The sequence below is a fragment of the Mesotoga sp. Brook.08.YT.4.2.5.2. genome (assembly GCF_003351125.1).
In the GTDB taxonomy this organism is placed as follows: Bacteria; Thermotogota; Thermotogae; order Petrotogales; family Kosmotogaceae; genus Mesotoga.
Map to the genome: position 1 here is coordinate 43,463 of NZ_JPGZ01000001.1, position 18,390 is coordinate 61,852.

Below are 18,390 nucleotides of genomic sequence, written 5' to 3' on the forward strand. Positions count from 1 at the left end.
GTATTGTATTATGACCGAAAATTCCTGCCGGCCCTGAAGAAGGCGGCGATGTTCTCATGAGGAGTCTCCAGTGGAATATCACAGCCGGAACTCAAAATGAAGTTGGGAACGTCCTTCATTTTCTCGAGAAGTTCTGTAGTTTCTCTCTCGACCTCCTCTCCGTTTGACTGAAGGAAGACCTTAACCGGATCTATGTTGCCTATAAGAAAAACATCTTCGGGAATTCTCTCCGCCGTATCCTTCAGGTCCACCATGCTGTCAAGGCTCAGTCCGTAGGCGCCGCTTGCACCCATAGGTTCTACTATGTGTTCCGTGTCTCCGCAGATGTGATAAATTAAAGGTTTTGAAAGTTCCGATCTGAGCTTTTCAAAATATGGAAGCGCGAAACGTTTGAACTGTCTCTTGGATAAGAGCACCGCAGTCGGTTCAAGCACGGCTATCGTGTCCGTACCGTGGTCGATTAGCGCTCTGGAGTATTCACCTACAACCCTTGCGCAAAAGTCTACTACGCTCTCTGCAAAATCCGGCTCTTCTATCAGCTTCATACAGAGATCTGTAACCCCAACCAGTTCTCCTGCAAGGCTAAGTGGACCGATAACGTAGCTGCCCTTCATTCCCGGCAGTTCTCTCGCCATCTTATCTGCAACTTCTGTGAAGATCCTCATTCTGCCGGATACTCCGCTCCAGGAGTTTTCGACAGAGGCCAGCTCGTCGCGTCCCTTTATTGGATGTTCCTTAACGAAGGGATTGTCATCCTCAGGGAAACCGATCTCCATTCCCAACGCCTCGGCTTCGACTGTCAGGTCCATCATGAAGAAGATCCCGTCGGGCTGAAACTCTTCCATAAGCTTCGACAAAGACTTGAACTGGATTTCCACGTTTGTGAGATTCTCTTTAAGCTTTGTTCCCGTCAGTCTTGCTCCCGGCGCGCCGAGCAAAGGTATGATTGATCTAGTGAAAGCCATTCTTTATCCCTCCCTCAAGGCAAGATTCTCAACGAAGATCTCGTTGAAATCCTTTCTCCCAGATAGTTCTACATAATGTACCTCACTGCTGAGACTTTCCGCTCTCTCTCGAATCCCGCTATCGAGAACTGCCAGAACTGCACCCAGACCGGCCGCATTGCCGACTGGTGAAACTCTTTCGACCGGTACTTTGGGAAGCATGCCTATTCGCAGGGCATTTTCGGGATCGATGTAGTTTCCGAAGGCTCCGGCAAGCAGAATCCGGTCTATATCTCGCGTATCGATGCCGGCCCGGTCCATCAAAACGGATACTCCTGCTCGAATGGCAGCTTTTGCAAGCTGCACTTCACGAATGTCTCTCTTGTTTATCCGCACTTTTCCCGACCGGCCATCAAGTTCGAAGTGTTCTCCCTTGATTCTTCCCGATTCGTTGACTACTCCTGCATCTATCATTACGGCAATCGCGTCTATCAATCCCGAACCACATATTCCAGAAACATCAGAACCATCCACTGTACTGAATCCGATACCTTCTCCATTGAACCACACATGATCGACCGCTCCCGGTCTGGCAATAGTTCCCTGGCTTATGTTGCCTCCTTCGAATGCCGGACCTGCCGCGGTGGAGCAAGTGAAGATTCTGCCGCCGCTCTTGAGGGCCATCTCCCCGTTGGTTCCGATATCCACAAGGAGAACGTTGCCGGAATCTTCGACAAATCCAGACGAGAGAATACCGGCCGTGATATCCGAGCCTACATAAGCTGAGATTCCGGGCATTATGTAGATTTTCGAATTTGGAATGGACCCTTCTAAATCCAGTTCCCGCGACTCGAAGACCTTTCCTCCAGTGAATGCCGGTATGAAAGGTGAGGAGGCGATTCTCTCCGGGCTTATTCCGAGAAGGATGTGGATCATCGTCGTGTTTCCCACTATCGAAGTATCGTAGATCCTTTCCTTCGATACTGCTCCTCCTTTGCAAAGATCGTCAATCAGCCTATTCAGTGTTGTCAAAACTGCAGTTCTCAGCTCATCGATTCCTTCGTCTCTCTTGATTGCGTAGTCAATCCTGGAAATGACATCCTGGCCATATGCAGACTGGGGATTGGAAGCAGATCGAACCGCAACGATCTCTCCCGACTTAAGATCTGCCAGGTAAACTGCGAGGGTTGTCGTGCCTATATCGATTGCGACGCCGAAGATACCGCTTTCGTCCGAGAAAGGTAGTATGTCGATTACTTCGCTTCCGTACAAGACGGCCCTGCCTCTGTAATCCAGCTCCCTTATGACATGGGGAAGCCTTCTCAGAAGACTAAGTCTGTCAATCCCCGGTCTTTCGGTAACGAGAGCACTCATCAGTCTTGAATAGTCTGAAGTCTGGTCATCAATATCCGGCCTACAAAGAGAAAACTCTTCGACTCTAACCTGTGGAGATATCTCTCTTATCGAGGCCTTCGGAAGAGGCGGTTTGGAAACTGCGGAATTCAGAGCCGGGTCCTCTGTTTTGACTCTGACATCGGTCATGACTTTGTACTGGCAGCTCAGCCTGTATCCGGCCGCAATTTCGTCTCGTGTCAGGAGTCTTGACTCGGTAAGGGTGAGCGGGAAGGCCTTGCTTCCTTCAGCCACGAGCGCTTTGCACTTTCCACAGTTTCCCCTCCCTCCGCATACGGCATTCACCTGCTGCGATTCCCTTCTTAAAACATCGAGCAGCAAATCGCCTCTCTTTGCCGTTACTGTTCTTTGCGAAGGCAGGAATGTGACCTTATACACAGCTTCTTTCATTACTTAACCTCTCTCCTCATCGGTATCCCCGATCTCATTTAACCTATGCATTCACTCGAGAGCGACACCGCAGCGGCTCCTTTTGGGCAACGGTCTTTCCGAATGGACAATGGCAAACTAAGAACTAATTTTTTCTGCTCCAACCTCTTGCCAGCAACTCCTAACCTCGCCAACCAGACTGATTTTGAAGACTGAGCCACTCTATTCAAGGGAGTTCCTCAGCTTCCGATCATACGGTGCGCTTCTGTAATGACAGTTAACCCTTCTGCAAACCATGCAGCTCCTGTAATCCTTCTCGGACTGAAATGCAATTCCCGAAATTGACTTCGTCGGAATCATGAGTAGAGATTCATTCAGTTCGACCCCAATCTCTTCCTTCACATTTCCAATCAAGGAAAACAATTCCTTCTGCTGCTGCAGAGCCCAGATCTCCGCATCTCCCGAGCCTGGAGACATCCATACGAGGTTTTCGATCAGGTTATTCCTGGAAATCTCGCTTCTTAGGAACCCGGCTGCCTCATGTAGTATGTGCTCCAGCACACTATCCCAGAGAAAGATCTTGAGAAAGTCTGTACGATCGAGCGGGAACTCGTAAAGTTCTCGTCCGGAAGTTATGACGAACGGGAAGACTCTGCCGACCGAATGGAGTTTTTTCGACAGGAGACGGCTCTCGAAGCGAACACCTTCTATTGTAACTTCGTCGTTGTTAACGCAGTCGACAAAGCAGGTCCTGTAGATCGCTTTTGGGTTTGCAGTCTCACGGGCATTCTCTACGAGCTCTCTGAAAGTCGTCTCTTCCTCAGAACCGGCTCTGATCCGCAGGCTTTCTACAAGCGAAGCCGCCTCTATCTTGAAAGGTATGCCTTTCAGGACTGAGATGTTTTTCTCGCGCTCTACCATGAACCGACCGAATCGAAAGCCGATTCGACGTATCTAGCGAGAGTTGAATTCATTTCCAGCCTCCAGCATTGCAAGGTAGTTTCTCACCGGGATGTAGTTGGCGACGGTGTTGCCCGTGCCTAAAGCATACCCGCCTCCCGGAGCGCATTGTTCGAGAGTCTCGAGTGTTCGATTCCTAACTTGCTCGACGGAGGCGTGACATAGAAAATCAACATCTATTCCTCCGAGGATCGAGATTCTCTTGCCCCATCTTCTTTTCACTTCTGGAACAGGCATTATCTGGTCTTCAAAGGAGTGTTTTGCATCGACTCCGGCTTCTATTATATCGTCCATTACAGTGGTTAAGTTGCCGCAACTGTGAAGGACAAAGGGTTTACCGTTTGCATGTACCACGCTGGCTATCTCTTTGTACCACGGGAAGACCAGTCTTCTGAGATGTCTCGGAGAGAAGATGGTCGATGTCTTGTATCCGAGATCGTCTCCAAAGCAGTAGGCGCCTACGCAATCCATTGAAGAGATGATCTTTGCGGCTCCAACGAGAACATGGCCGATCTTTTCGTTAAGAGTGTTGACCAGCTCGGGATCCTCGTAAACGGCCATGGAGAGATTCTCAACACCCATCAGGAAGCTGGAGTGCTCAAATGGCCCGCCGGAAGCCCCTCCAACTACTTTCATTCCTTCGGGAAGGTGCTCACCCAGCTTACGGAAAAGGTCGAAATCGACAGCTTCATCTGCCTTCGGCCAGTCCGCTTCCTGGATGTCTTTTAGGGTCTTAATGGGGCCGCCCTTTTCATTCATCCACTTCCTGCTTTCTCTGCGGTATGTTGCCGTGTCTTCACCATGAATGTAATCGGGAGTGGGAAAGCGGGGAGCCTGATAGAAGGGAACGTAGTCATATCCCAGTTCCTCATAAAAACCGACCAGCTGGTCGAAGTACCTGTCGGGATCTTCTTCTAATACGGCAAGTTTGTAGCCCATCACTTCTTCCATTATTTTATCGTCCGCAAAGAGCTCAAAGAACGGAACTCTGCAAGGTTCTTCATTGCGCCTGAAGACGTCCAGAATCACTGAGAAATCGGGTGCCGGTTTCAACTGAATCCCCCCCATTTTTTCCAAAGAGTCAAGTCTCCGGAGACTCCGATCGTGTTTAAGTATATCGGGTACTCATCAAAAGCATTCTAGCATCAATCCATATCTCAAATAAAGCTCGACGAATGCGTACCTGCAGTTGCGGAAGAAATAAAGGCTCGAAACAAGGCCTGAAAATCGGACCTGTCGGTACTGTTATAATCATCATGAGACGTTATCTGAGTTCAGGCATTCAACACTCTTCAAGACTCGAGGTGAAGCTAGTTGAGACTTATTACTAATAAGATGTTTCTCGAGTACGATTACTGCCCTGTCAGGGGATGGATCGAGAGGAATGAACCTCGGGATTTCACGCCGACAATCGCAGAAGATTTCAGGATGAAAGAGGGTCTAGATGTCGGCAGAAGGGCGAGGAGTCTCTTTCCTGAAGGTATTCTGATAGAGGAACTGGATCCCTTTGAGGCCTCCTTCGTAACCGAGCGGATTATCGGAGACAGGCAGTCCGTAACACTGTTTGAACCCGCTTTCATTAGCGGCGATTTCGTCTCAAGGGCGGACGTTTTGAGAAAAGGGGCAGATGGACTGGATGTCTTCGAGGTCAAAGCGAGCCTAGCAGGTTCATCGAACACAAAGGACTACATAAGAGATCTCTCTTACACAATCTCAGTTATAGAAAGCTCGGGTTACAGAGTCAAGAAAGCATGTTTAATTATGGTCTCAAGAATGTATCGCAAGGGTGACGATGACCGGAAGCTCTTTGAGATCATAGACGTAACGGACGAGGTTTCGAAGCAGAAAACAGAGATAACGGCCAAACTCGAACTTGCATCAGTTATCTTGACTTCAACATTGATTCCTTCCGGCTCATTGGGGTACAAATGCAGAGACTGCGAGCATCTTCGAAGATGCTTCGGTCTGGACAGGAGACTCAGTATCTTTGAGCTTCCCAGATTGGGTGCCGATAAGACAGATGCTTTGATCGAAAAGGGATACTTCTATCTGGAAGAGCTTCCGCGAGAGATACTTGGTGACAAACCTCTTCTGCAAAGAGTCTTTCGTGGAGCAAAAACAGGAGGGATAGTGATTGACAAGCCCGAAGAACTTCGAGAAAAGCTGAATAGTATGGAGTATCCGATAGGTTATCTCGATTTCGAGACTGCAGCTTCAGTTATTCCCCTGTATGATGGTCTGGCTCCCTACGAGGGGATCCCGTATCAGTATTCACTGCACATTCGAAGAAAAGACCCGGAAGTCCTTGAACACAGGGAGTTTCTCTTCGGCAATCCTTCGAGAGATGAAAGCCTCCTGCTCGCCGAAAGGCTGGTTGAGGACCTCAAGGACTGCAGAACACTTATGGCGCACCATGCTTCCGTTGAGAGGAATATTCTGAGATGGCTGTCTAACAGATACAAAGACTATCCAGAACTTTCAGAACAGCTCATATCCTTCTCGGAGATATTTGTAGATTCGGAACTGCTTGTGAAAGACCACATATATCATCCCGACTTCGGGGGAAGCTTCTCAATCAAAAGGCTTCTTCCTGCACTTGTAGAAGGGGTTGGTTATGAGGGACTGTTCATCCATAACGGTGACGATGCCAGGTATGTTTTCGTGAATATGGCTCTGGGAAATTACAGAGAGCCCGAGGTAGAGAGAATAAGAAGAGATATGCTGGAGTACTGCAAGATGGATACACTGGCGATGGTAGAGATTCACAAATTTCTCTGCGATCTATTATCGGAATGAGGATACTGTTGATACAAATGTGAATCGTCAGCATACGACTTAATCGAATTATTTTCGAAGTAGAATAATCTGGTCATCAAATTAGGTTATTATGAATCATGCATACTTTAGGCATCGAGAGGATGTGACGACATAGAAATCTTCAAGATAAAGAATCATGAGACATCGCTTCCCCTTATTCAAGGAGGAATGGCCGTAGGGATTTCTCTGGACAATCTGGCCGCTACCGTCGCTTCTGAAGGTGGAATAGGGGTTATTGGAACGGCAGGTATTGGTATGACGGTTGACGGTTACAGAAAGAACTTCAGGCAGGCAAGCATAGATGGCCTCAAGAATACCATAAGAAGGGCAAGGGAGAAGACAAAAGGGGTTTTGGGAGTAAACATTATGGTAGCCCTCACAAACTACGCAGAGATGGTGGAAACGGCCGTGAAGGAGAAGATAGACGTGATCATCTCCGGCGCGGGACTGCCTCTTGATCTCCCCTCTTATCTCGATGATGGATCGGAAACGGCTATAATTCCAGTGGTCTCATCTCTGAAGTCTGCGACCGTAATATTCAAGAGATGGTTTCGCAGGTACAGCTACGTCCCCGACGGCTTCGTTGTGGAGGGACCTAAGGCGGGCGGCCACCTCGGATACAGAGTCGAGGAGATCTTTTCTGAAGAGAGTTCTCTCGAAAAGACCGTACCTGAGATCAGAAGGTTTGTAGATCAGGTGAAACGTGATACTGGAAAAAATATTCCGTTGATAGCGGCCGGAGGGATATTCGATAGAGATGATGTCGAAAAAGCCTTCAAGCTCGGGGCCTCAGCAGTTCAAGTAGGGACGGCCTTTGTGGCCACGGAAGAATGCGATGCAGACTACAGGTTCAAGCAGGCATTCGTGAATGCTTGTCGGGAGGATATAACCATTATCAAGAGTCCTGTGGGAATGCCGGGCAGAGCAATAAAAAACAAGTTTCTGGACGATGTTGAGCAGGGAAAGAAAAAGCCGTTTAAATGCTCATTTCAGTGCATAAAGACATGCAATTACAGAGAGGCGCCATACTGCATTGCAGAGGCGCTCATGAATGCCTGCAAGGGAGATCTGGAAAATGGCTTTGCCTTTACGGGAAGCGAAGGATACAGGATAGAAGGCATTACAACAGTGAAGAAGGTTATAGATAGACTATTCGGTGAAAACAGGCGCTAGCTCTCTTGATGTATCTTAAGAAGTCAGTGGTCTGTCTGCACCGCAAATAAATGTGGGGGAGGTTGAAGATGGGAACCCTGGAGAAGATAACGAACGCGATCATCGAAACAATGCCTGCTCAGGCAAAAGCTGCCACTGAAGAGGCTCTAGCGGAAGGCCTCAGCGCAAAGGAAATTCTGGATAGCGCACTTATCCCGGGGATGGATGAAGTTGGCAGGTTATTCAGAGAGGGCGAGTATTTCGTTCCCGAAGTTCTTGTTGCTGCAAAGGCGATGAACCAATGTATGGACCTTATTGAACCTCTTCTTGTCAGCGGAGGGGTCAAGAAGATCGGCAAAGTGATTGCCGGGACTATCGAGGGTGACCTCCATGACATTGGAAAAAACCTGGTGTGTATGATGCTTAAGGGAGCGGGCTTCGAAATAATCGACCTTGGCGTCGATGTGAAGCCCGAAGAGTTCGTTGAGGCAGCCGAAGGTGCGAAGCCGGATATTCTTGTTATTTCCGCCCTGTTAACGACCACAATGCTTAATATGCCCAGAGTGATAGAAGAACTGAAAAAGGCCGGCATTCGAGAAGAAGTAAAGGTGCTCATAGGTGGGGCGCCCGTGAGTCAAACTTATGCTGAGGAAATTGGAGCGGACGGTTATTCTCCCGACAGTGCCGGAGCCGTCGAACTGGCAAGGATGTTCGTATCTGGGTAAGCTCATTGATTTTTGAAGAGTGTCCGGTGGCGATCCGGAATCGTCGAGAAGACCGTTTGCTCAACGCGAAAATCAAAGAATAGAATAGGTACTCAATACACGACTAAATGTGCTCAGGGAACCTTTACAAAGTGCAATTTCAAAGACAAGTTGATATAATACCGATGGTATTCATTTATTCCGGTTTTTCATTTTGACGGCTGTAAAGCTGTCTATTTACGGATGGAGGGTTCAAGATGTTGACAGCGTTAATAATAATGTCGGTCGTCACTCTGATTTCCTTTCTCTTCGCAATTGCATCTGTCAGAAGACTTTCTCAGAGTATCAGGAGGAATCAGGAACTCCAGCTCAAAGAAAAGGACCTGGAGAGAGATGTCGCAGAGAGGGATGAAAAACTGGACTGGCTAACTTCTGCCAAAGAGGAGCTTGAAGAGACCTTCAAAGCGATATCTTCTGATGTTCTCAATTCCAGTACCGAAAACTTCATTCGACAGGCAAATGACAAGTTCTCGGGATTGCTCAAGCTGCAGAAAGAAGATTGGGGCAGTCAGAAAAGGGATTTCGAGAGTCTCGTGAGTCCGGTGAAAGACAACCTGGAAAAGCTGGAAAGAAATGTGAGGGAATTGGAATCTAAGAGAGAAGGAGCATACAAAGCTCTTGAAGAACAACTGAGGACTCTTGCGACAGCAAACACCGATCTTAGGCAGGGCGTTACGGATTTGAAGGGCGCCTTGAGAAATAGATCAACTCGTGGAAGATGGGGTGAGATTGAGCTTCGTAGAATAGTTGAGCTCAGCGGCATGACCGAACATGTTGATTTTGTGGAACAGGAATCGATTGACAGTGGCAGGCCAGATCTTATTGTAAAACTACCTAATGAAGCTTACATACCGGTAGATGCCAAAGTTCCGCTCGACAGTTATCTGGCCGCATTGGAAGAAGATGACGAGTCGTCGAGAAGCCAGTTCATGAACGTCTACGCAAGGAATGTTCGAGAGACAGTGAATAGACTCGCCAGCAAGAACTACTCTGAATCGTTCAGCAGAAATGCCGATTTTGTGGTAATGTTTGTCCCGGTGGAGTCTGCAATAAATGCGGCTTTTCTAACAGACCCGGACCTCTTTGAATATGCTATTGCGAAGAAGGTCCTTATTGCTTCTCCGGTGAATCTCGTTGCGCTGTTGAAGTCTGTAGCCTATGGGTGGCAGCAGTACAGCCTTACCGAAAACGCTGAGAGGCTTGTTCAAGCCTCGAAAGAACTCTATAATAGATTCGGTGTTTTCTTCGCTCATTACAACAGACTGCAGGGCCACCTAAAGAACGCCGTCAGTGCCTACAATGATGGAGTGGGTTCCTTTGAAAGCAGGCTGCTTCCGAAAGTCAGGGAGATCGAAACTCTTACCGAGACACGCGAAAGGCTTCCCGAAATTGAAGGGATTGCCGAGGAACCGAGATCTTCGGAAAATATGAACTATGATTGATCTCCTGCGCCAAAATACAGAGACTGGACTTGGGAAAGATCGCTTCAGAGGCGGTTGAGAACTTTTTTCGCCGCGATGTGGTCATCAAAGATCAGTCTTTTTGCTTCGGAGCAGAGCTTCTGCCAGCTTCTTTCGGTCTTTCCCGAAATCCATCCGCCAGCCTAATCGAAAGTAGCTGACATATGCTAGACGGAATAAAGAGGGCAGACCAACAATATGGGCACTCGCATCGGCACTTGCAACTCAATCCGCTTCGACTGCACCGTGTATATGCTGGTCCCTGTAAAGGTTGCTGTCTTTGATACTTGCGTAGTCGTGAAGTAACGCTGTAATTTCTACTACAGAGCGATCTGCATTAAGTTTTTCGGCAAGGATAAGCGAGTTGAGTTAGACCACCGTCAGTATTTGATGTGCCCGGATGTCGTAACCGAAGATATTTTCGTCGTTCTTGCAGTTTTTTCGACTATCTCACCGCTTTATAGAAAATAACAATCTCTTCTTCCCTTTAAGGTAAAATCCATGTGATTTCGCTCCCGGCTGCCTGTTCCATCAGTAAGACAATATTATGATACGCGAGAGTGGTTCTGAAAGTCTTTATGCGATAAAATGCGAGAGGGGATGCAATGTCCGGTCTTCCGATGACAGAAATTTGCCGGTCTCTTGATGCTGATTGTGAAGGATTCGGAATGGAGGTATAGATGAACGAACTATTATGGTTTTTGATGCTTGTAGTGAACTTCAGTTTGATCATAGTTGCTTACAGGTTGTGGGGAAAGACAGGATTGTACGTCTGGGTAGCCATAGCTACGATAATTGCCAATGTTCAGGTAATAAAGACGGTTTCACTTTTCTGGATGGCCGCGACTTTGGGAAATATCGTTTATGCGACGTCGTTCTTGGCTACGGATATTCTTTCTGAGAATCATGGAAAGAAGGAGGCCAAGAGAGCAGTCTACATCGGCTTTTTCTCTCTGATATCGACTACCGTGATAATGCAAATCGCTCTTGCCTTCGAGCCTCATCACTCTGATTTCTCTCAGGAGCATCTCTCAGCAATATTCGGCCTTCTCCCCAGAATTGCTCTGGCTAGTCTGGCAGCCTACTGGTGTTCTCAGTTACATGACGTCTGGGCATATGATTTCTGGAAGAAGAGGTTTCCTGACAGGAAGCACATCTGGCTCAGAAATAACGCAAGCACGATGGTATCGCAGCTGATCGATACGGCGGTTTTTACTTCGTTAGCCTTTCTAGGAGTTTTTTCGACCGATGTGTGGTGGCAGATATTCTGGTCCACTTACATTCTAAAGTGGGTCGTTGCAGTTCTAGACACTCCATTCATCTATCTAGCCCGAAAACTGAAAGACGAGGGTAAAATCAAGGATCTTGTTCCCTGAGATTCTTTATGAGAAATCCTCCTCGAGATAGCTTCATGCTGTGTTCTCTTGTGCTTCCGAAAGCTCTCGGCCGTCGGTTGATATAATTCATATGAAAGAGAAATATTTATGAAGGAATGGATTGTTCAACTCCCCGGCTGACAAACAGATCAGGAGGTAAACTGTGGACGAGAGTGAAAGGAAACTGAATAAGTACGAAATGAAGAGAGACTTCAACAAAACGCCGGAGCCCGACGGTAAAGAGGCCTCTCTTGAATGGGCAAAAGATAGACCGGTGTTTGTTGTTCAGAAACACGCCGCATCGACTCTTCATTATGACTTTCGAATCGAAGTAGACGGAGTTCTGAAGTCGTGGGCCGTTCCCAAAGGTCCGTCAACCGACCCCTCTGAAAAAAGGCTGGCCGTTCCCACGGAAGACCATCCCCTCGAGTATGGCGATTTCGAGGGAAATATCCCCGAAGGAGAGTACGGCAGAGGCACGGTTCTTCTTTGGGACCGGGGAAGCTACAGAAATCTGAAGGAAGACCCTGAATCGAACCCACTCACAAAACAAATCGAAGATGGTCATATCACAATTTGGCTCGAAGGAGAGAAGCTTAAGGGTGGCTACGCGCTCGTCCGAACGGGAAAAGCGGAGAATGCGCGGTGGCTTCTGATCAAGATGAACGATAAAGAAGCCGATGCAAGAAGAAACCCAACGTCGACCGAGCCCAATTCAGTCAAGACAGGAAGAAGCCTTGAAGAAATTCGCGACTCCAGAGATTAGACAACTTATACAGCGAGCCTTCAAGATCAGGAGATGAGTAAGCCGGATATTATCTTTTCGCTTTTTGGAGCTGCGAGAGTTCATCTTGATGGCGAGAGATCGGGACTATTGTGATCGTGATTAAGTATTGCCGCTATTCGAGGTAGTGTCTTTATTGATCCTATCAGGATTCTTCAGACCCTTCCTGACTTCTTCAAGCATTTCACTTGTCAATGTTTTCAACTTCAATAGATGAATAGAAACGGCAGTGCCAACTCCGACAAGAATTGCCGTGACAACAGCATTCGATATCAGTATCATTGTCAAGGTAAGAGTGGACCACAGCAAAGCAAGTGCAAGATTTCTTGCTCTCCTCCTTACTGCTCGGAAATGTAGATAACTGTAGATATACGCACCGAATAGCTTATGGCCGATCAACCATCGGCACAGCTTCTCTGAGCTTCTTAGGTATCAAAATGCCGCCAACAACAGAAAAGGAGTTGTTGGCAGCAATGGAAGAACTATTCCGGTTACGCCAAGAAAAAGGGAACCCGATCCTGCGATTACCAGCAAAACTTGTTTAAGCCTCACAAGTTACCTTTCTTATCGCTCAATATTTGGCTACTTCCAAACTTCGTCCAGCGAAATCCCCAGAGCCTTCGCAACCCCCGCTCCATAAGCGGGATCGGCTTTCAGGCAGTTTCCAATATGTCTGATCTTGATTTCCTTTGTCGAGTCTCCCATGTTCCTTGCTGTGTTCTCAAATAGAACTTGCTGCTGCTCTGGAGTCATAAGATTGAAAAGCTTTCCAGGCTGGGTGTAGTAATCATCGTCATCTTCTCTGAAGTTCCAGTTATCGGCGGCACCCTTTAGCTCTAGAGGGGGTTCTTTGAATTCAGGTTGTTCAGCCCATGCTCCATAACTATTGGGTTCATAGCCTATCGTGCTTCCTGCATTATCATCTACTCTCATCTGTCCGTCACGATGATAACTATTGAATGGGAACCGTGGTCTGTTAACTGGAATCTGATGATGGTTAACCCCGAGCCTGTAACGCTGGGCGTCACCGTAGGAGAAGAGCCTTCCCTGAAGCATCTTGTCTGGAGAGAAACCTATTCCGGGAACAATACTTGCCGGATTAAAGGCAGCCTGTTCAACATCAAGATAGTAGTTTTCAGGGTTCTTGTTCAGCTCGAAGTACCCAACCTCGGTGAGCGGGAACTCTCCTTTGTACCAGACCTTTGTCAAGTCGAAGGGATTGTAGGGCATTTTATCGGCCTGTTCCAGCGTCATAACCTGAATATACATGGTCCATCTTGGAAAGTCGCCTCTCTCTATGCTCTCGAAGAGATCGCGCTGGTGGCTCTCCCGATCTTTTGCGACTATGACTTCAGCTTCGGCATCGGTGAGATTCTTTATTCCTTGTTGCGTCTTTAAGTGGAACTTCACCCATATCCTTTCATTGTTGGCGTTTATCATGCTGTAAGTATGGCTTCCGTAACCGTTCATGTGTCTATACGAAAAGGGAATCCCGCGATCGCTCATTGTTATTGTTACCTGATGAAGAGCCTCGGGAAGTGAAGACCAGAAATCCCAGTTATTCTTCGCGCTCCTCATGTTGGTCTTCGGATCACGTTTAATAGCATGATTCAGATCGGGGAACTTGAGAGGGTCCCTCAAGAAGAAGACTGGCGTGTTATTGCCGACTAAATCCCAGTTGCCTTCCTCTGTATAAAACTTCATTGCGAAACCTCTTATATCCCTTTCGGCATCGGCAGCGCCTCTCTCTCCGGCTACCGTGGAGAACCTGACAAACATATCAGTCTTCTTGCCCATCTCTGAGAAGAGCTTGGCTTTGGTATACTTTGTAATGTCGTGGGTCACGGTAAACGTTCCAAAGCCTCCAGAGCCTTTCGCATGCATTCTTCTTTCCGGAATAACCTCTCTGTCGAAATGGGCCAACTTCTCAAGATACCAGACATCTTGCAGCAACATCGGGCCTCTCGGACCGGCAGTCATTGAGTTCTGATTGTCGACTACGGGCGCTCCAGCTGCCGTGGTCATTTTCTCTTTTTTTGGATCTTTTTCCATATTCTCCTCCAATCTTATCGTCCGGCAAAAGCGGACATCGTAGGGTTTATTTAAGGGGTTGGGGTTCTCAAAAGATCTATAATAAGCCGAGTACACACACATGCATTCATGGCTCACGATTTCATAGAAGCAAACTCTAACTAGAGCAAGTCGGGCTCAGTAGACAAGACTGTCTTGGAATCTTTACTAGCTTAAATTATTCTAACATTAGATACCGCGGAAACTCGTATTTGCAGCACTCTTAAGCGCAACGCCAGTTCTTAATCACATTGTTTCTCTGCCTTGGATATGCGGCCAGCTTCAAGGCTTTCGGCAATGTAGTTTGTATTCTGATATTATTCTATTGAGGTGATTGAATGTTCACAGTACTCTCAAAAGAGCGAATTTCGCCGGATACCTTTGATATCTGGCTTTCTCATCCCGAGATCTATAAATACGCGAAGCCCGGCCAGTTCCTGATAGTAAGGATAGACAAATACGGTGAGAGAATTCCTCTCACAATTGCGTCAACCGATAAAGGAAGGGTAAGAGTTATTGTGAAGGCCGTGGGCAAGAGTACCTACAAGCTATGCTCTTTGAGCGAGGGCGAATCAGTTGCGGATATCGTAGGCCCGCTAGGAAATCCCAGCGAGATAGAAAAGATTGGAACGGTCTGTGTAGTGGGCGGTGGTGTTGGCATTGCACCGTTGTTTCCTATTACCAGGGCACTGAAAGAGGCAGGAAATGAGGTTATAGGAATACTGGGCGCTGCAAAGAAGGAGCAGCTTATAATGCTGAATGAATTCAGACCATTTCTTGACAGGCTGTACATCACGACCGACGACGGTTCCCTTGGTTCAAAAGGAACGGTAACAAATCCTCTTAAGGAAGTTATCAAGGATCACCCACCAGCTTCAATCTGGGCAATAGGGCCCATGGTAATGATGAAGTTTGTCTCGCTTCTAGCCTCCCAGAATGACATACGATGCTGGGTCTCACTTAATCCGATCATGGTAGATGGGACGGGAATGTGCGGAGCCTGCAGAGCAGAAGTAGGGGGCGAGATGAAGTTTGCCTGTGTTCACGGACCGGAATTTGACGGCAGGTCGGTCAACTGGGACGAGCTCATCAAGAGGCAGTATCAGTACCGAGAAGAGGAGCAGATTGCTCTTGAGGAGTACATACGTGAATCGGGTGAGATTAATGCCTGAGAAATTCAAAGTTAAGATGAGAGAGTTAGATCCTTTAGAGAGAGTCAACAACTTCGAGGAGGTTGCCCTTGGCTACACCAAGGAAGAGGCAATTGCAGAGGCAAACAGATGTCTCCAGTGCAAGCACAAACCCTGTGTGAGCGGCTGTCCGGTGGGAATAGATATCCCCGGTTTCATCAAAGCACTGAGAGAGGGTGACATCGAGAAGAGCACAAAGATTTTGAAAGATGCCAACAACCTCCCAGCAATCTGCGGAAGAGTCTGCCCTCAGGAAAAGCAGTGTGAGCTTGCCTGCGTAGTGGGCAGGATCCCGGGCAGTGAACCTGTCGCAATCGGGAGACTGGAGAGATTCGTCGCCGACCAGAATATATCTCTCGAAACTGCCGTAAAACCGTCCGTAAACAAAAGAGTTGCCGTCATCGGTGCAGGTCCGGCCGGTCTAACGGTCGCAGCCGATCTCGCGAAAGAGGGTTTTTCGGTTACGGTCTTCGAAGCCTTCCATACTGCGGGAGGTGTGCTTGTTTATGGTATTCCCGAGTTCAGGCTTCCCAAAGAGATCGTTGCAAAGGAAGTTGAATTTGTGAAGGGCCTGGGAGTTGAATTCCGTTTCAATCAGATTGTAGGCCGAACGATTCCATTCGAAGAGATAAAAAACGAATTTGATGCAGTTTTCATTGGTATCGGGGCGGGCGCTCCTAGATTCATGGGAATACCGGGATCGAATCACAACAACATATTCTCCTCTTCCGAATACCTCACGAGGACCAACCTTATGAAAGCCTATCTCTTTCCAAGGTACGACACGCCTGTCAAGATAAAGGACAGGGTAGCCGTGATAGGGGCAGGAAATGTCACAATGGATGCGGCAAGGACGGCCAAAAGACTTGGAGCCAAAGAGGTTCATGTGGTCTACAGGAGAAGCGAAGAAGAAATGCCTGCAAGAATAGAGGAGTACCACCATGCCGTTGAAGAGGGGATAGTGTTTCACTGGCTGACCCTTCCCGTTGAGTACGAAGGGGACATAAACAACAACGTCACTGGAATGAAGTGCGTTAAGATGACTTTGGGTGAACCGGATGATTCGGGGAGAAGAAGGCCGATACAAATTGAGGGATCGGAATTCATCATGGAAGTGGATATGGTCATCGAAGCGATCGGGCAGACTCCAAACGCCATTCTGAAAGCCGGTTTTCCAGAGGTGAGACTGAATAGATGGGGCAGTATCGATGCCGATGAAGCCAGCGGCAAAGTCGATGAAGGCATCTACGCCGGCGGAGACATCGTGACCGGTTCCGCTACCGTTATAGAAGCCATGGGAGCAGGAAAGCGTTCTGCGAGAGCAATTAAGGCGTACTTGTTGCGCAAGTGATGTGCTTCATGATACCTGCGCCAGATCTTGAATGTAAATAATCACGGAAGACTATAGAGCAAAAAAACGCGAGAAGCCCGTCAATGGTTTTCTGCACCGAGACTCTACATTTCGGAGACAATTGCCGGCTCCTTTCAATAGAGTTTTTTTGTTCAAAGAATAGATCAACTCTCAAAACCAATCTGATAATCTGAGAATCATGGAATTCTGATATTTCTCTCGATAAAGGAGACTTCTCTTCGCAATGAAAAAAATGACGAAAAACAGCTTTCGGTGATACAGAGCTTTCATTCTTCTCCCTTTTTGGCGCGTCATATTCTCAAAATTCCTCGTGAGATACGATCATACCCGATCAACCTCTTTTATTCCCAGATGTTTAATCCGTTCTACCTAAAAGAGTGTTTTCAAATAGACTGTTGAGTTTGCTGGAATAATTTAGGTTCAGAAACTAACTAATTAGGAGGACTGAATTTGCCAATCTCTGAGAGAAGATCAGCTGGAGTACTCTCTGAACTTAGGGAAAGAAATCTTAAGACAGTAATGGACGTTGTATCAAGATACCAGCCCATATCAAGAACAAAGATTTCCAATTTGACAGGGATATCTTGTAAGCGCTGGCAAGACTTCTTCTGGTCTGGGAAAAAGGCAAGAACTTCTTTCCTTCAATCCCGGGAAAGCCTTCGTTATTTCGGTTGATGTCGGACTCGCAACAACTATAGTCGCCAGAGTCGATCTTTCAATGAATGTCACAGACAAGTGCGAAATCGGAACATCCGAGAGCCCGGAGAAATTCGCTTGCGAATTAGTGGACTGCATTTCAGATCTTTGCGACAAAGAAAACGAGCTTCCTTCGTATTTGGTGATCTCTGTACCGGGTCTTGTTCGCGGTGATTTGAGAACTGCAATTAATGTTCCCTTGCTCCATTGGACCGACCTCGTACTTGCAGAACTCGTTGAGAGCCGACTTAAGCTGAAAGGGCTAGATTCTCCGGTAATGAGCAACAACGATGCAAAACTGAGAGTTCTCGCTGAGGTAGCTCTTAAAAGGGACATTCCTGATGATTTTGCGAACATAGTTTACGCTCTTGTTAAGGAAGGAGTCGGAATTGGACTGTTCATCAACGGCAGTATATATGTTGGAAGTAATCATATTGCTGGCGAATTTGGGTACATGTCTATCGATCGAAACGGACCGGAATGTTCATGTGGAAGAAAGGGCTGTTGGCTTACTATGGTTGGCTCGAGAGAACTTGATGATCTCGTTATAAGTGAAAGACTTGATGATTACATCGAATCCTTCTCGATCGGTCTCATGAATATCGTAAACGGTCTTTATCCAGATCTGGTTGTAATTAGCGGTGCCCTTGAAGAATACCGGGACAGCGTTTTGCCTGCCCTGAAAACAAAACTGAAGAACAGCGCGCTCTTCGAACTGTCCTCGATGGAGATCGTTAAATCTGCTTTTGATGACAGAGAGGGCCCCATTTTTGGAGGGGCGTTGATGGGTTTGAGGAAGTATCTAAACATAGAAACGGGCGTTTTATAGCCCGAATTTGAAGAGAGATGATGACAGTTGAAACGTGGAGTAGTGCTCTTGATAGCATTGTGATTTTTACTTACTGGAGCTACAACACTAAGCGGCTCTCCGATCAGCTGGCTCAGCAAGGAGTAAGCGGAGCGGGGAAGAAATCCCTTGGTTGATGAGAGATAATAGGAATAGCTTGATTTCAGGTACTTGAC

General features: G+C 47.4%; 14 protein-coding genes and 1 pseudogene. 9 read left to right on the forward strand and 6 right to left on the reverse strand.

The window, feature by feature from the left end; all coding sequences use genetic code 11:
• Window positions 1-8: 8 nt before the first annotated feature.
• The 4 genes from Q502_RS00195 to Q502_RS00210 form a co-directional block, all read right to left on the reverse strand.
• Window positions 9-965 (reverse strand): uroporphyrinogen decarboxylase family protein, encoded by a 957-nt coding sequence (locus tag Q502_RS00195; RefSeq protein WP_099830250.1) that lies wholly within the window; start codon window positions 963-965, stop codon window positions 9-11.
• A 3-nt stretch (window positions 966-968) separates the two neighbouring features.
• A complete protein-coding gene (locus tag Q502_RS00200) occupies window positions 969-2,747 on the reverse strand; it encodes an ASKHA domain-containing protein (protein ID WP_099830251.1) in 1,779 nt (592 codons plus the stop codon).
• 201 nt (window positions 2,748-2,948) lie between these two features.
• Window positions 2,949-3,647: a vitamin B12 dependent-methionine synthase activation domain-containing protein gene (locus Q502_RS00205; protein ID WP_099830252.1), complete on the reverse strand. Its 699-nt coding sequence runs from the start codon at window positions 3,645-3,647 to the stop codon at window positions 2,949-2,951.
• 33 nt (window positions 3,648-3,680) lie between these two features.
• Window positions 3,681-4,739: a uroporphyrinogen decarboxylase family protein gene (locus Q502_RS00210; RefSeq protein WP_099830253.1), complete on the reverse strand. Its 1,059-nt coding sequence runs from the start codon at window positions 4,737-4,739 to the stop codon at window positions 3,681-3,683.
• 261 nt (window positions 4,740-5,000) lie between these two features.
• On the opposite strand from Q502_RS00210, the gene Q502_RS00215 reads away from it, so the two are divergent.
• The 6 genes from Q502_RS00215 to Q502_RS00245 all read left to right on the forward strand — a co-directional run bounded on the left by Q502_RS00215 (window position 5,001) and on the right by Q502_RS00245 (window position 12,021).
• On the forward strand, window positions 5,001-6,482 hold the full coding sequence (locus Q502_RS00215; protein WP_099830254.1) for a DUF2779 domain-containing protein: 1,482 nt from the start codon (window positions 5,001-5,003) through the stop codon (window positions 6,480-6,482).
• Window positions 6,483-6,614: 132 nt separating this feature from the next.
• The gene (locus Q502_RS00220; RefSeq protein WP_099830255.1) at window positions 6,615-7,676 is read left to right on the forward strand and encodes a nitronate monooxygenase family protein; all 1,062 of its coding nucleotides are present in this window, start codon (window positions 6,615-6,617) and stop codon (window positions 7,674-7,676) included.
• Window positions 7,677-7,744: 68 nt separating this feature from the next.
• Window positions 7,745-8,380, forward strand: coding sequence for a corrinoid protein (locus Q502_RS00225; RefSeq protein WP_099830256.1), 636 nt, complete (start codon window positions 7,745-7,747; stop codon window positions 8,378-8,380).
• Between the two features lie 236 nt (window positions 8,381-8,616).
• A complete protein-coding gene (gene rmuC / locus Q502_RS00230) occupies window positions 8,617-9,861 on the forward strand; it encodes a DNA recombination protein RmuC (RefSeq protein WP_099830257.1) in 1,245 nt (414 codons plus the stop codon).
• Window positions 9,862-10,559: 698 nt separating this feature from the next.
• A complete protein-coding gene (locus Q502_RS00240) occupies window positions 10,560-11,255 on the forward strand; it encodes a queuosine precursor transporter (protein ID WP_099830259.1) in 696 nt (231 codons plus the stop codon).
• Window positions 11,256-11,418: 163 nt separating this feature from the next.
• Window positions 11,419-12,021 (forward strand): DNA polymerase ligase N-terminal domain-containing protein, encoded by a 603-nt coding sequence (locus Q502_RS00245; RefSeq protein WP_099830260.1) that lies wholly within the window; start codon window positions 11,419-11,421, stop codon window positions 12,019-12,021.
• Between the two features lie 120 nt (window positions 12,022-12,141).
• Here Q502_RS00245 and Q502_RS00250 read toward each other — a convergent pair.
• Window positions 12,142-12,591: pseudogene (locus tag Q502_RS00250) on the reverse strand (YbaN family protein).
• Window positions 12,592-12,621: 30 nt separating this feature from the next.
• Window positions 12,622-14,091: a catalase gene (locus tag Q502_RS00260; protein WP_099830263.1), complete on the reverse strand. Its 1,470-nt coding sequence runs from the start codon at window positions 14,089-14,091 to the stop codon at window positions 12,622-12,624.
• A gap of 356 nt (window positions 14,092-14,447) precedes the next feature.
• Here Q502_RS00260 and Q502_RS00265 point away from each other — a divergent pair, with 356 nt between their 5' ends.
• The 3 genes from Q502_RS00265 to Q502_RS00280 all read left to right on the forward strand — a co-directional run bounded on the left by Q502_RS00265 (window position 14,448) and on the right by Q502_RS00280 (window position 18,196).
• Window positions 14,448-15,281, forward strand: coding sequence for a sulfide/dihydroorotate dehydrogenase-like FAD/NAD-binding protein (locus Q502_RS00265; protein WP_099830264.1), 834 nt, complete (start codon window positions 14,448-14,450; stop codon window positions 15,279-15,281).
• Entirely contained in the window at window positions 15,274-16,650 is a 1,377-nt protein-coding gene (gene gltA, locus Q502_RS00270) for an NADPH-dependent glutamate synthase (protein WP_099830265.1), read from the forward strand. The genes Q502_RS00265 and gltA overlap by 8 nt, the downstream gene beginning before the upstream one ends.
• Before the next feature lie 685 nt (window positions 16,651-17,335).
• Entirely contained in the window at window positions 17,336-18,196 is an 861-nt protein-coding gene (locus Q502_RS00280) for an ROK family protein (protein WP_258001713.1), read from the forward strand.
• Window positions 18,197-18,390 lie beyond the last annotated feature (194 nt).

What these genes read in the sequence shown, in the direction of transcription:
- Q502_RS00265 (WP_099830264.1), top strand. Translation starts at nt 14,448, where the DNA reads ATGTTCACAGTACTCTCAAAAGAGCGAATTTCGCCGGATACCTTTGAT.
- Q502_RS00260 (WP_099830263.1), bottom strand. Translation starts at nt 14,091, where the DNA reads ATGGAAAAAGATCCAAAAAAAGAGAAAATGACCACGGCAGCTGGAGCG.
- Q502_RS00240 (WP_099830259.1), top strand. Translation starts at nt 10,560, where the DNA reads ATGAACGAACTATTATGGTTTTTGATGCTTGTAGTGAACTTCAGTTTG.
- Q502_RS00225 (WP_099830256.1), top strand. Translation starts at nt 7,745, where the DNA reads ATGGGAACCCTGGAGAAGATAACGAACGCGATCATCGAAACAATGCCT.
- rmuC (WP_099830257.1), top strand. Translation starts at nt 8,617, where the DNA reads ATGTTGACAGCGTTAATAATAATGTCGGTCGTCACTCTGATTTCCTTT.
- Q502_RS00205 (WP_099830252.1), bottom strand. Translation starts at nt 3,647, where the DNA reads ATGGTAGAGCGCGAGAAAAACATCTCAGTCCTGAAAGGCATACCTTTC.
- gltA (WP_099830265.1), top strand. Translation starts at nt 15,274, where the DNA reads ATGCCTGAGAAATTCAAAGTTAAGATGAGAGAGTTAGATCCTTTAGAG.
- Q502_RS00200 (WP_099830251.1), bottom strand. Translation starts at nt 2,747, where the DNA reads ATGAAAGAAGCTGTGTATAAGGTCACATTCCTGCCTTCGCAAAGAACA.
- Q502_RS00195 (WP_099830250.1), bottom strand. Translation starts at nt 965, where the DNA reads ATGGCTTTCACTAGATCAATCATACCTTTGCTCGGCGCGCCGGGAGCA.